Raw genomic sequence first — 12,293 nt, 5'->3', positions numbered from 1 at the left:
GGTCAGGCGGCGATCTGGCTGGTTCCCGGTTTGTAGAGGTCGAGGATGATCGACGGCATCAGCGCGGGGGGCACGCCCTCGTCCAGCATCATCGCGAACATCGCATCCTCGGCCTCGGTCGGCGTCATGTCCTCGATGACAAGGTTAGCCCGCGACTCCGAAACGTCGTCGCGCCAAAGGGCGATCTGCTCCGGTGTGCCACGCTCAAAGCCCATCGAACGGATGCGACTGCGAAGCGCCTCAAGGTCGATGTGGGCCATCAAGTCATCTCCTTCGCCATTAACCCTACGCTTTCTGCGGCGATTTCTCAACAAATCACTTGAGCGAGGCGGTTTCGGCGCATCACGATCCGCGCTCCTGCGAGCGCGGATCGTACCAGGTCGCCGGTCACACCCGGATAATATTCATCGACGCCGGCAGCATAGATCGCCTCAAAGTTGCGGCGAACCTGGGCCGTGGTGGTGCGACCGATCGCGTCGTAGATGCTGTCGAGGTGGGCGGCGTTGATGACGAACTGCGCTTCCAAGAAACGGGTGAGGCTATCGGCCGGCCCCAGCGTGTTCAGCTCCATCAACCATTCCAGGCAAGCGGCCTTCATCAGGAGGAGCATTGGGCCACCCCTCGCAAGCCGCGCACGTCCAGCCCTCCGCGCGCAACATGGCCGAAGCCGCCAGCTCCGGTCGATGATGGTCTTGGCCTGATACGCGCCATGCCCGATCAACGCGCTCAAGCTCGACCCGGTGAAGGGGCAAGCCTAGCGAGGCGCATTGATCGCGCAGCGGCACGGAGGGCGCCGGCTTAGCGCGTCGGGTAGGCAGCTAGAACCTTCCCACCAGCGTCGAGCAACAGCCCGCACTGAATGTCGGCTATGACGACGGAGATCGGCTGGCGGACCTCCTCCGGGTTGTCGATCGTGGCGTTCCCCCAATTCTTGACGCCAGATGCGAAGTACGGGGCCTTGGGGGTGATCGCGAACGCGACGCGCATTGTGGCCTTCAATCTTTGCGCCTCTGCCGGGGACAGCGCCAACTCGCCGATCACGGCATCCTTGTCCGCGCCGGGAAACAGACCCTCGTCGTAGCTCGCGGCGTCATGGTCGAAGATCGCCTTGGTCGTGCGGGTCTTCTTCGTCACCCGCGTCTTGGCACCAAAGGCATTCCCTCCGACATAGCTGCCGGTCGGCACCTCCGTCTCGCTCATCACAACATCAAGATTGTAGGAGAGGTGAGAGTATTTCACCTTCTCATAGAACTTGGTTCCGTAACCAAACACATCGTCGTAATCGACGTTGATATTGTCGAAGGCGTAGGACTTGATGCGGAGCTTCCCGGCATCGGCGTCATACTCGAAATATTTGCGCTCGGGGGATTTCGCTACAATCATGCGCCCTAGCGTGCCGCCACTCGCCGCAGCCTGGCGCGCTTCAAATTGCGCTGTGGTCTCAAACTCGCCCTTAACGCCCGGCACCCTGGAGACCGCTGCGATCGCGGCATCGATGGTTGTGGGCGTCACCGTCTGCCCGACATAGGCAGGGCATACGTCCTGGGCTTGGGCCTGCGCCGCCAGTGCCATTGCGACGATCGCGGGTGCGCTCCGATGTAAAACCAATTCAATGTTCCCCTTTGTCTTATCTGACACTCCTATGTCGCGGATACCAAATGGCAACGGTGAAGCCGCGGATATGGGGCGGTCCACTGCCCAACTTTCTGCTTTCGTTCTCAGCTCGGCTGACTCATAGAATCGTCATGCCGATCATGGCCGAACATCGCTGGCTCTATCCGATCGACTGGCCCGAGCTGTCGAAGCTGATCCGCTTTGGACGCGCCAAGGGGCGCTGCGAGCATTGCCAGCGTCCGCATGGTCGGCAGGTGTTCCACCTCGGCGATGGCCGCTGGTGGGACGCCGATCGCCGGCATTGGCGCGACGGGCGGGGGCGGCGAGCGCGCTCGCCCGGCACAGGCGTCGCAGCGATCGTGCGCGTCACGCGGGTGTATATTGCGTGCGCTCATCTCAACCATGATCCGACTGACAACGCGCCGCGCAACCTCGCGGCGCTCTGCCAGCGGTGCCATATGATCCACGACGCGCCGGAACACCGGCGTCGGCGATGGCTCAATGCCTATCGTCGGCGCGCGCTTGGTGATTTTGTGGCGGCGATCGAGTGGATGCCGATCGTCGCCGTCGTCGACCCTACGACGCGAGGATCGTCACCCACATGGGACGAGACGCCGCAGGTGGCTCGGTCGGACGCCCGATGGGCGGGAGATAGAGCCGTGCCCGGCAGGGCCGCGCCCGACCTCTTTCTCTAGCGATACAGACTGGCGTCGTTTGCAACATAGCCGAGAATGAAAGAAGGTCGGAGCAAAACACGAAGGCAGCAACGCACCTATCATGAGCTGGACCCTGTTCATCGACGAGTCCGGCCAGGATCAGCGTCATTCCCCCTATGAGGTTTTGGCTGGGATCGCGGTCGAAGATCGCAAGGTCTGGCCGCTCATCCGCGACTTGTCCGACGCCCAACAGCATATTTTCGGGATGCGATTATTCGAAGCCTATGGCCGCGAGGCGAAGGCGCAAAAGCTGCTCGATCGCAAGACATATAAGCACGCCGCCCAGCTCGGAGCATTCGAGCATATCCAGCGGACCCAGCTCGCTCGGGAATTGCTGGTCGATGGCACCGCGGTCACACGCGATCGGCTCACGGCGCTGGGGCAAGCGAAGATCGAATATTGTCGGTTCAGTCTCGATCTTGCGCGGCGACATGGGGCGAAGGTGTTCGCCACGATCGTGCCGCTGGAAGCGCCGCGTCCGGAGCGGAGCGACGCGCTCCGCAAGGATTATGCGTTTCTGTTCGAGCGCTTTTACTATTTTCTCAACGGACTGCCCGGCGACCCGATGGGGTATCTGGTATTCGATGAGCTGGACCGCAGCGCGGCGCATATTCTGCTCGGCCAAGTGTCGAACTATTTCGTGAACACGCGCAACGGCCGAAGCCGGTCCCGGCTCATCATCCCCGAGCCGTTCTTCGTCCACAGCGATCTGACGACGCTGATTCAAACTGCCGACATTGTGGCCTATGTCATCAGTTGGGGATTGCGCCTGCGCCGGATGACGGCACCCGCGCGCGACGAGCTGCGCCCGCTGGCCGATCTGGTTCACCGGCTTCAATTCACGCGGGAGACGGAAGGTGGCGATCGGATCTACGGTTTTAAACTGATCGACGATCTGAGGCCGCGGCCACTGGCCTGAAACGGAAGAAGGCAATGCTCGCGTCGCCGCGGACAAAGCCTCCACTGGCAAATATAGGCGCGAAAACCCTACTTTTCAATTTCTAAAATCGTCAGCGCCCGCCCGATCTCGATCGGGCGGCGCTCGCGGCCTCGCCAGAGGCAGCGGGCGCGACGGCCATGCGGGGCATGGCTGTCGCGCCGGCGATGGGGGGGCTCCAGGGCGAGCCGCTGGAAGGGAAGGGGGCCGATCTGCACCGGCCCCCAAGGTGTCAGGCCATTTCGTCGTCGGCCATTTCGTCGTCCATCATGCTTTCCGTGTCTTCGGCGTCCATGTCGGCGTCATCGTAGCCCTCGGGCTCGTCGAACGCGCCGATCTTCATCGGAGCCGGAAGCCAGTTGGCGGGGAGGCGTCCCGACACGTTGACGGCAAGGTCGGCCTTCTTCTTGATGCTCGCGCAATTCTCGGCGCTCGGCGCTCCAACCTCCTCGCGCAACAGGTCGATCATCGCAGCGCGCCGCATCTTGTCGAACAGCGCGATGGGAGCGGACCAACGGGCGGCAATGTCCACCCCGGTTGCCCGTGCGATCTGCTCGAAATGATGATGCCGCTTGCCGGGGGAGCCGCCCGCGAACACCGTGCCGTCCACGGTCATCGCCACCAATCCGGCAAGCAACGCCATCTTGTCGTCGGTCGCCATTGCGCGGATCGCCTCGAACCGCCCTTCCTCGGGGACGGAAGCGAAGCGGGTTGCCATCGTCTCCTCGACCGGGCGAACGTCGCTGGTCGCCATAAGCTCGTCGGCAACCGTGGTCGTGATGGTCTTGGCCTGAACCTCAAGCGCCATCTGATAGCTGTGCGCGCCGTGGAGCAACTGGCCCGCTAGGCTGTCCAGCACAAGGTCCAGCGCCAGCGCCGGGTCGGCTGCGACCGCCTCCTGCACGATCTTGGTCTTGATGCGCGACAGGTCTGCGCACAGGCTGTTGCTGTAGAGCGGGGTAGGGCCGGTGCTGGTCCCCTTCGGCTTCGGCTCGGCCTTGGCACGATAGAAGCTCTTGCCGAGCGTCCCGTCCTGCGAAATCCACAGCGCCACGCCTCCGATCACCACTTGCTGCTGATTAAAGTCGCGCAATCCCTCGTTGATCGCGTCACGCTCCTTTGACAGCGGTTCGATGCGCGCGCTGTCCTCGCCTTCGGCCTCCGCGATGGCCTCGATTTCCGCCTCGATCGCCGCGAACCGCTCGGCCTCGGCATCGGTCGGCTCGCGCGTGGCGGGATAGATGCTGCCCTTCATGTAGAGGTCGTATGGCCGATCCAGTTGGGCGCGAACCTCATACCAACCGATCGCACGATACTCGTCCGCGATACCGTCCAGCTTTTCCTCTGCGAGTTCCTGCACAAGCTCGGGCTGGTCAGCATAACCGGCGTCGCCTTGGCTGAACAGGTCCGGGGTGATCGTCCCGCCCTTCGCCGCATAGGCATCCTGCCCGACGAACAGGAACGCACCGCTGGTCGTCGCGACCTTGTCGGTGGTGAGCAATCGGCGGATCGCATGGGCTTGGCCGTTAGCCGCCTTCGCAACCTTGACCTGCTGGGCATGATCGTCGGTCAGGGTGAGCGCGCGCGCCGCCTCAAGCGACAACTGGCCCTTGGCGTCCCTTTTGGATCACGTGGTCTCCGATCCGGAATCGTTCCGTGGGGTTGGCTTCGTCTTCACTTCGGGAACGTCCACGGTCGCGCACCGCAAAGAGGCTGCCGGCGCGTTCATCAAGGAGGACGACGGCCGCGACGAGCCTCTGCTCTCGAAGCGGACGCGCAAGGCGCTCCGGCTGTGGCCGCTCGGGAATATCTTCAGCGACTGGTCCTCGGAGGACATCTCGGCGTGGCCGCAGCGCTTCGTCTACGCGCATGAGGGCGGCAGGGGTGGGGTCTCCTATTGGTTCTACGAGCACTCGCACTCCATCCTTGTCGGTCACGATCGGGGTATGGTTTTCGCCACCCAGGCGGGCGACTTGCGTCGCAGTCTTGGTTTCCTGCACGGGCGCAAGACGATGGTCGAGGCGGATGCTCCGCGCCTGCGCTTGATCTTCGAGAAAGTAGATCACGAGGGGCGCCGTCTCTTCGAAAGTGGGAATACGCTGGCGTCCTTCCTCGGCGACCTTGATCTATCCGCTTGAGGCGTCCAGCCGGGCAAGATCCATCGCCTGTATCTGCAGGTAGCGGTGTTTTCTGGAAGATACGCTATCCGCAGGAAGATCAGCCCGGTTCCAGACAAGAAAAGGCCCGAACGAAGTCCGGGCATCTCCCTGTTCGGCGGTTTGTTACGCTGCCCTAGTTGGAAACTTGATGACGTTTCCAGTCGGGCTGACCTCTGGTGCATTTTCCGCGACGAGGCGGCGCATCGGGGCGATGACGAGCTGATCCCAAAGGGTCTTTGTGATATCCTCGAGCTTGTCCTTGAGGTCGGCGCGCTGCTCGAACCACTTTTCCAGATTGACGGCGACGCGGCCCGTGAAGCCCGGCCCCGCACCCCATTCGCCGGCGCACTGTCCCCACACAGGCGATTGCGAAAGCGGTTCGCGATAGACTTCCATGCCGGCGCGCTGCACCGCTTCAAGGAAGGCGGTGCGGGTGGCGATCGCGCCACGCCCCATCTGGTCGATCGTTTTCGCTGCCAGCTGCAGCCCCTCGTCGCCCTTCATAACCGCTAGGTAATCCTTGAGCGATGAAAACCAACGATCGCTGCGCTGGCGCGCGTCCTTGGCGGCACCGACGCCGATATTGTGAACGACGTTCAGACCAGACCATTCGCCGTTGCGGCGGGTGGCCGCCCAAAGCGTCGCGGCATAGCGAACGCTGCGGATGGTCGTCAGCGCCTCCGTATAAGCGTGACGCTCACGGGCCGGGAGCGTCGGGTGAGTCTCAAGAAAGGAATTAAGCCTTTCGGCTACTTCCTCCATCGCCGCGACGAGAGCCTGAGCCTCATGGTTTTTCATCACTTCGTCGGCCGCGGCACAAAGGTCGAAAAGCCGGGTCTCAACCGTCGAGCGCATACGGTTGAACTGGTTGAACAGGGCCTCGCGCACAGGCGCGGGATCGTCTGATTGCACGTTGAAGAATACCATCGGGACGCCCGCCAGGTCTTCGCCCGCAAGTTCGTTTTCCACCTGCATCTGCTTGAAGGCGTAGCCCTCCGCATCGTCCATCGCGACGTCGCCGGCATCGTCCTTCATCGCGCGCGCCTCATCGGCGCGCGGGAGCGCGAGGATCGAGACTTTACCGGTGTTCACGGGCTCGGAATACGTCTGCTGCATGTGCTGCAGGAGTGACCGCGTGGTGACGCCGGGCGCGTCATTGAAGCGAGTGCAGAACACGACGGCGGTGCGCGGGTCTTTGAGGCGCAGGTCGAGGTCTTCGCGGACTGACACGTCGTCGACGCCCTTAGTGTCGATCACGCTGATTTCCATTTCGCCGAAACTGCGACCGAAATCAGGGATAATCAGGTCGATGTTCGCCGGCAGGGAAACATCAGGCAAGCGGCCGTTATTCACTTCGCGGAAGGTCTTCATGACCCATTCCATCGGGTGCTGCCGCGTCGCGCTGTCATACCACAGCTCGCGACGAGTCCGATCGGGGAGGTTCATCATTTCAAAGATGCGGGTGCGGAACTCGTCTTCGCTGGCGCTGGCGGCGACGAGGTCAGTGACGGGATCGAAGTATTCGATCTTGCCTTCTTTCGTCGAGCGGCGGCGCGTCAGGCCGGACATATTACGGATCGCGCGATCGTGTTCGCGGCTGACGTTCGGCGTGTCGACCGACTCCTTCAGTTCGTTCTTCAGCACGGCCCAACGGGCGGCGCAAAAATCAGATACCAGGTCGCGCAAGTCGCTGTCGGGCAACGGCAACAGCGAAATGCCGAACTCCGGCCCGCGTTTGACGTGAACCTCGCAAATCGTGGTGCCGCCTGCGCCTGTTTCCAGCACAGGGCGGTCGATCGGCTTCGACGCGAGTGTCGGCGGCACGAGAAGGTCAAACAGGAAGCTCAGGCCGGTGGACTTGCCGACGCCGATCGGGCCGATGAACGCGATGTTGTGGTTCATCTTTTGCAGGTAGGTCGCGCCCTTAATCAGGGTGTCCTTGTGGCGCTCGATCTGCCGGCGCAGCGGCCACGGGCGGCTTTCATCGGCAAGGAAGACCTCGATATTGCCGAGCGCCTCTTCAGCGATTTCAAGGCAGGCGCGCTGCGGATTAAAGAAACTCGGCGGCGGCAGAGACGCCCATTCGCGGGCGGCAAATTCCTTGTAGCCGCGCGCATGGGGCGATCCCAAAGCAGTCAGAGCATCGAGCACCTTTTCGACCTCCGCCTGGGACGTGATCTCGCCCTTTTCGACGCGCGATACTCGGCTCTGATCGAGCCCGGCTTCGGTCGCGAGTGCAGCTTGAGTTAGGCCTAGCTCGGATCGAAATCGGCCGAGCAAGGCCCCGTGCGATGCGTTTTCAGTCTGGTCTGCCATCATTATTTTCCTTACATCACCTTATGCAGCATGTATGTGCTAATCTGGAAACAATGGCAACATATATGTATTCATGCATGTCGAACCATGGCATTGCTGGAAACCAGGTCGAAATATCAGGGGTTCATCCGGGCGCGACGATAGGGCTATTTGTCATCCTCGTCGTAGCGTGCGCAAAACCTTCGATCCTGAATCGGGGAGCGGCTCGCGCCCAAGGCTACACGCCGTTGGTCGCGGCGCTCTCGTGACGAAGTTGCCCCAGTTGGCTTCCAACCATCCCAACAAAAGATCTATCAAACCATGGGACCAAATATCTGGCCACGCTCGGACTGTGTCACCAGTGTCACTTTACCCAGCGGGTAAAGTGACACTGGTGATTTTTATTGGATCGAACAATTTAAGGGGATTCACAGCGGAATCGCCTGTGCTAGATTCCTGCTATGTTCCACCAAGCCGATCTGTTTGACCATATCAAACACGCCCCGCAGGCTGCGCCGCGGCCCGTCGCGCTGCCAGACCTTGTCGAGCGCGTGTCTCAGGTATCGAAGCGCCCGAGATACGTCTTGCTCATTCTCAACCTGATCGCAAAGGCCGCAGGAGAGAATGGCAGCCTTGGACCATATGTCCAAAGCGAAGCCGACCACGTTCCGGTACGCGACTGGTTATGCCAGGCACTGGCGCCGCTGGCCAATCGCGACTGTCGTCGTGCCGCCATGATTGCAGCGGTCCGGTCGGAGCTGATGGCAAAGGCTACCTCGGAAAACGCGGGCGATATGGCTCAGCAGCAGGCTGAGGAGATCGAGGCACGAATCCTACGATCCGGCCGAACGAATGTTAGCCGAGCGGTATCCGACCTAGTACGAGCTGGATTGCTGCAACGCCATTATCAAGGGTACCGCGTCGATCATCCCAATCGGGGCGCGCAGCGCGAAGCCGTCTATACGATCGCGCTGGATGTACGGCGGGCGCTGACGGGGAGTTATTGAGACGGTTCATATTTACAGCGCAGTGAATATCGCCGTATCAGCGAAAATCGGATCTCGATGATCCATACGTAAGTCGTAACCCATTGATAAACTTAACATAAGATATATTATCGGCGCGGACACATCTTTCACGTCCATTGTTGAACGATGGTGTCACATTTGGTGACAGACCATCCTGCCGCAGCACGAGGCTCGCTGACGAGATAAGTGCCGAGAAGTTCGTCGCTCCAGCTATGGCGGCGAAGTGTTGCGATGCGACCAGTTGTGCCATCGACGGGGGGAATTGAGAACCGTTCGCAACTCGCCGCGTTTTTGGGCGATTCCAACGATCTTGGGCTGGACTGCCGCGGAGCGCCACCCAAATCTGGCTATATGGAGTATGCGTACGACAAGGGGCGGCTGGCCGCCATCAGCGCATTTGAGCAAAGCTCAAAGAATGCGGCAACTCTCGATCAACTGTCTGCGCTGATCGATGCAATCATTGGCCAATTTGGTTTCCGGTGGTTCGCTTTGCTCCACAACGTCGATCTGGTCAGGCGCAGCAAAAAGGCACTAATGCTCACGACATATCCAGTTCGCTGGCTCGACGAGATCATCGAACATCGGCTCTATCTCGACGATCCCGTCCATGCGGCATGTGCCAAGACGCCATCAGGGTTAAGCTGGGATCGGATCGGGGAATTCATTGCACCGAGCCCCCGGCAGATTTCGATCCTCGAGAAAGGCCGCGCTCACGGCCTGAAGGCAGGATTTACGATGCCCATCAGAATGACTGACGAGCCCGATGCGGTTTTCACGGCAGCGCGAGATACTGATGCGGAACTGTCCAGCGAGGATGTGCTGACGGCGCGCTTGATCGGTACGGTTGCTTTCGATCGCGCGCGCGCAATCCTTGGCGAGGACCGCATTGTATTCGAGCCAGTTGCACTCAGCCCCCGTCAGATCGATTGCATCGCACTTGTGGCTCAGGGGAAAAGCGACTGGGAGATTGCGCAGATTCTCGGCCTCAGCCGGGACACCGTTCACGAGTATGTCGAAGCCGCGCGCCGACGCTACGGCGTACGTCGACGAACCCAGTTGGTGTTGCGGGCAGTGCGTGACGGCCACCTCAATATTGACGCATTGCTCTAGCTGAACGGGCTAGATGTGATTGGGCTGGCCGATGTGCAGTCATTTTGCGCGACTGCCAGCGCTGCGACGACCTCCGCGATCCTGTTCAACGCCGTTCAGGACATAACCGCGCGGATGGGCTTCAGGCATTTTGCGCTCGTCCATCATATCGACGTGCGTGGACCAGATGGAACGGCGGTCAGGCTCGTCGACTATCCTCGTGAATGGGTTGATGTGTTCGAAGAGCGCCGCCTTTACGCTTCCGACCCAATCCATCGCGCCAGCCAAAAGACATCGATTGGGTTCCTGTGGGCCCATGTCGATAGGATGATATCGCTGACCGCGCGTGACCGGGCCGTGCTCGCAGCCGCTCGCGATGTCGGCATCGGCGAGGGATTCACGATACCGGCACACATCCCCGGAGAGGTGAATGGCTCATGCTCATTCGCCATGGGCGCAAACGATGAACTCGATAAGGACCAGCTACCATTGGTGCAGCTCGTCGGGAACTTTGCCTTCGAGGCCGCGCGCCGGATCAATCGCCCTGTGGGCGCTACGCAGGTCCCCACTCCGCATCTGACCGATCGCCAGGTTGAGTGTGTCGCGTTGGTTGCGCGTGGAAAAACCGATTGGGAAATTGCCCGTATCCTCGGTGTTGGCTCCGAGACCGTCACTCAACATTTGAAAGATGCGCGTGACCGCTATGGGGTCACCAAGCGCACCATGTTGGCGATCCGAGCGCTGTTCGACGGCGCCATTAGCTTTACCGACATCCTGGGATCATAGTCTCCCCAGTTCTGGGGATAACGCTCCTCTCCTAGTTCTGATCGAACAGCCTCCCCAACAAGGAGGTATGAGATGGTAATCATTGGCAATGGTATAGACGACGCTCTTGATACGCGCGTCTTTCGAGAGATGTTCGAGGAGCGCAAGCGCGTATTCATCGATTTGTTGGGATGGGAAATCCCTGCCCTCGCGGGTCGATATGAGATTGATCAGTTCGACGATGATGAGGCGGTCTATATTGTCATCACGGACTCAGCGGGTAACCACTGTGGATCCGCGCGACTTTTGCGAGCTGACCGACCACACATCCTCGACACCATCTTTCCCGACCTCTGCGCCGGCGAGATGCCGCGGGCTGCCGACACTCGGGAAATCACGCGCTTCTGCCTCGCCCGCCGGCTGCGCGCTGCGGAAAGACTCTCGGTTCGCAATCGCCTGGTCTCGGCCCTCGTCGAACATGCTCTCGGCGCCGGCATCTCGACCTATACGGGTGTCGCCGAACTACCATGGTTTCAGCAGATTCTCGCGTTCGGCTGGGACTGCTTTCCGTTGGGCCACGCCTTGGATGGGTTGGTGGCAATGCGGATAAACATAACCGCAGAGACACCCGATCGCCTCCGCCGCGTCGGCGTTTACGCCCCTACCCTGCTGGTCGATCTCGACCGCGCTGCGGCCTGAAGCTGGAGGAACAGAAATGGCAACCATGCTCGCTCGCCAGCCCACGCTGCAGCCGAAGGTCGCGGACCACCAACAGACTCTAATGCAGGACGGATATTGCGTCGTACCAGATCTCTTGCCGGCATCGGAGATCGCAGCACTCGATGCCGATCTCGGCGCCCGATTTGCAGCAACACCGTTTTGCGAAGGCGGCTTCTACGGCTACCGAACGAAGCGCTTCGGAAGTCTGCTCAAGCGATCGCGTCATGCGGCGGCGCTCATTCAACACAGCGTCATCCTCGACATCGCTCAGCGAACGCTCAGTCCGTGGTGCGACACCATACAACTCAATCTCGCTCAGGCCCTCGAGCTGCACCCGGGTGCCCTGCCCCAGTTTCCACATCGCGATCAGGACATGTGGCGTGGACCCATTGGGGAGCTTGAATACCTCATCAACGTCATGTGGCCATTTACTGACTATCGTCGCGACAATGGCACCACCCTCATTTGGCCGCGCAGTCACGGCCGAAACGCTGCCATAGCCGAACCGGCTGAGGATCCAGTTCCCGTCGAATGCACTCCGGGCTCCGCAATAGTGTTTCTGGGGTCGACATTGCACGGGGCGGGCGGAAATCTGACCGATGCGCCCAGGCGCGGAATGATCGTCAGCTACTGTCTCGGATGGCTAAAGCCGTACGAAAACCAATGGCTGGTATATCCGCCAGAGGTCGCGCGTGGGTTCGATCCAGCTCTCGCAGCGCTCGTCGGTTACCAACAGCATAAGCCGAACCTCGGAAACTACGAAGGACGCTGCCCTTCAATCCTTTTGCGAGGGCAACCCGACGATCACCTCGCTGCTGTCGATGCCCTTCGCCCGGACCAGACGGCCGCCCTGACCGAATACCTGGCAGGCCAAAACGTAAGAGTGCCCGACCGGCGACACTCTGGGTGAAAAAGCGCGCGATCCCCCCGAGTGGGGGGATTGTCCAAACGGAGCGCAACCGGCTCAAAA

13 protein-coding genes are annotated in these 12,293 nt (G+C 60.9%); 8 read left to right on the top strand and 5 right to left on the bottom strand.

Features of this window, described 5'->3' with window-relative positions; all coding sequences use genetic code 11:
- Positions 1-2 precede the first annotated feature (2 nt).
- From EJC47_RS16445 to EJC47_RS16435, 3 genes are all read right to left on the bottom strand, one after another.
- Positions 3-260 (bottom strand): hypothetical protein, encoded by a 258-nt coding sequence (locus tag EJC47_RS16445; RefSeq protein WP_126848961.1) that lies wholly within the window; start codon positions 258-260, stop codon positions 3-5.
- Between the two features lie 47 nt (positions 261-307).
- The gene (locus tag EJC47_RS16440; protein ID WP_185867700.1) at positions 308-571 is read right to left on the bottom strand and encodes a hypothetical protein; all 264 of its coding nucleotides are present in this window, start codon (positions 569-571) and stop codon (positions 308-310) included.
- 227 nt (positions 572-798) lie between these two features.
- A complete protein-coding gene (locus tag EJC47_RS16435) occupies positions 799-1,572 on the bottom strand; it encodes a hypothetical protein (RefSeq protein WP_126848959.1) in 774 nt (257 codons plus the stop codon).
- Between the two features lie 173 nt (positions 1,573-1,745).
- On the opposite strand from EJC47_RS16435, the gene EJC47_RS16430 reads away from it, so the two are divergent.
- Positions 1,746-2,309 carry a hypothetical protein gene (locus EJC47_RS16430; protein ID WP_260591623.1) on the top strand — a complete coding sequence of 188 codons (564 nt, stop codon included), beginning with the start codon at positions 1,746-1,748 and terminating at the stop codon, positions 2,307-2,309.
- Between the two features lie 82 nt (positions 2,310-2,391).
- Positions 2,392-3,249, top strand: coding sequence for a DUF3800 domain-containing protein (locus EJC47_RS16425; RefSeq protein WP_126848958.1), 858 nt, complete (start codon positions 2,392-2,394; stop codon positions 3,247-3,249).
- A gap of 250 nt (positions 3,250-3,499) precedes the next feature.
- Here the strand turns inward: EJC47_RS16425 and EJC47_RS16420 are convergent, their stop codons facing one another.
- Entirely contained in the window at positions 3,500-4,870 is a 1,371-nt protein-coding gene (locus EJC47_RS16420; RefSeq protein WP_260591622.1) for a chromosome partitioning protein ParB, read from the bottom strand.
- A 19-nt stretch (positions 4,871-4,889) separates the two neighbouring features.
- Between EJC47_RS16420 and EJC47_RS16415 the strand changes: the two genes are divergently transcribed.
- On the top strand, positions 4,890-5,405 hold the full coding sequence (locus EJC47_RS16415) for a hypothetical protein (RefSeq protein WP_126848957.1): 516 nt from the start codon (positions 4,890-4,892) through the stop codon (positions 5,403-5,405).
- A 144-nt stretch (positions 5,406-5,549) separates the two neighbouring features.
- On the opposite strand, the gene EJC47_RS16410 is transcribed toward EJC47_RS16415, so the two are convergent.
- Positions 5,550-7,742, bottom strand: a complete 2,193-nt coding sequence (locus EJC47_RS16410; protein WP_126848956.1) for a helix-turn-helix domain-containing protein — start codon at positions 7,740-7,742, stop codon at positions 5,550-5,552.
- Between the two features lie 440 nt (positions 7,743-8,182).
- On the opposite strand from EJC47_RS16410, the gene EJC47_RS16405 reads away from it, so the two are divergent.
- From EJC47_RS16405 to EJC47_RS16385, 5 genes are all read left to right on the top strand, one after another.
- Positions 8,183-8,728 (top strand): hypothetical protein, encoded by a 546-nt coding sequence (locus EJC47_RS16405; RefSeq protein ID WP_126848955.1) that lies wholly within the window; start codon positions 8,183-8,185, stop codon positions 8,726-8,728.
- A gap of 372 nt (positions 8,729-9,100) precedes the next feature.
- The gene (locus EJC47_RS16400; protein WP_126848977.1) at positions 9,101-9,859 is read left to right on the top strand and encodes a LuxR family transcriptional regulator; all 759 of its coding nucleotides are present in this window, start codon (positions 9,101-9,103) and stop codon (positions 9,857-9,859) included.
- A gap of 15 nt (positions 9,860-9,874) precedes the next feature.
- Positions 9,875-10,624 (top strand): LuxR family transcriptional regulator, encoded by a 750-nt coding sequence (locus tag EJC47_RS16395; RefSeq protein ID WP_126848954.1) that lies wholly within the window; start codon positions 9,875-9,877, stop codon positions 10,622-10,624.
- 72 nt (positions 10,625-10,696) lie between these two features.
- Entirely contained in the window at positions 10,697-11,302 is a 606-nt protein-coding gene (locus EJC47_RS16390) for an acyl-homoserine-lactone synthase (RefSeq protein ID WP_126848953.1), read from the top strand.
- Positions 11,303-11,318: 16 nt separating this feature from the next.
- Entirely contained in the window at positions 11,319-12,233 is a 915-nt protein-coding gene (locus EJC47_RS16385) for a phytanoyl-CoA dioxygenase family protein (protein WP_185867699.1), read from the top strand.
- The last annotated feature ends 60 nt before the right edge of the window (positions 12,234-12,293 follow it).

The sequence above is a fragment of the Sphingomonas sp. TF3 genome, assembly GCF_003985085.1.
Taxonomy (GTDB): domain Bacteria; phylum Pseudomonadota; class Alphaproteobacteria; order Sphingomonadales; family Sphingomonadaceae; genus Sphingomonas.
The sequence above is the reverse complement of the archived record's forward strand: the minus strand, read 5'-3'. Positions and strand labels throughout refer to the sequence as shown.

What these genes read in the sequence shown, in the direction of transcription:
- EJC47_RS16445 (WP_126848961.1), bottom strand. Translation starts at nt 260, where the DNA reads ATGGCCCACATCGACCTTGAGGCGCTTCGCAGTCGCATCCGTTCGATG.
- EJC47_RS16440 (WP_185867700.1), bottom strand. Translation starts at nt 571, where the DNA reads ATGGAGCTGAACACGCTGGGGCCGGCCGATAGCCTCACCCGTTTCTTG.
- EJC47_RS16435 (WP_126848959.1), bottom strand. Translation starts at nt 1,572, where the DNA reads ATGGCACTGGCGGCGCAGGCCCAAGCCCAGGACGTATGCCCTGCCTAT.
- EJC47_RS16430 (WP_260591623.1), top strand. Translation starts at nt 1,746, where the DNA reads ATGCCGATCATGGCCGAACATCGCTGGCTCTATCCGATCGACTGGCCC.
- EJC47_RS16425 (WP_126848958.1), top strand. Translation starts at nt 2,392, where the DNA reads ATGAGCTGGACCCTGTTCATCGACGAGTCCGGCCAGGATCAGCGTCAT.
- EJC47_RS16410 (WP_126848956.1), bottom strand. Translation starts at nt 7,742, where the DNA reads ATGGCAGACCAGACTGAAAACGCATCGCACGGGGCCTTGCTCGGCCGA.
- EJC47_RS16405 (WP_126848955.1), top strand. Translation starts at nt 8,183, where the DNA reads ATGTTCCACCAAGCCGATCTGTTTGACCATATCAAACACGCCCCGCAG.
- EJC47_RS16400 (WP_126848977.1), top strand. Translation starts at nt 9,101, where the DNA reads ATGGAGTATGCGTACGACAAGGGGCGGCTGGCCGCCATCAGCGCATTT.
- EJC47_RS16390 (WP_126848953.1), top strand. Translation starts at nt 10,697, where the DNA reads ATGGTAATCATTGGCAATGGTATAGACGACGCTCTTGATACGCGCGTC.
- EJC47_RS16385 (WP_185867699.1), top strand. Translation starts at nt 11,319, where the DNA reads ATGGCAACCATGCTCGCTCGCCAGCCCACGCTGCAGCCGAAGGTCGCG.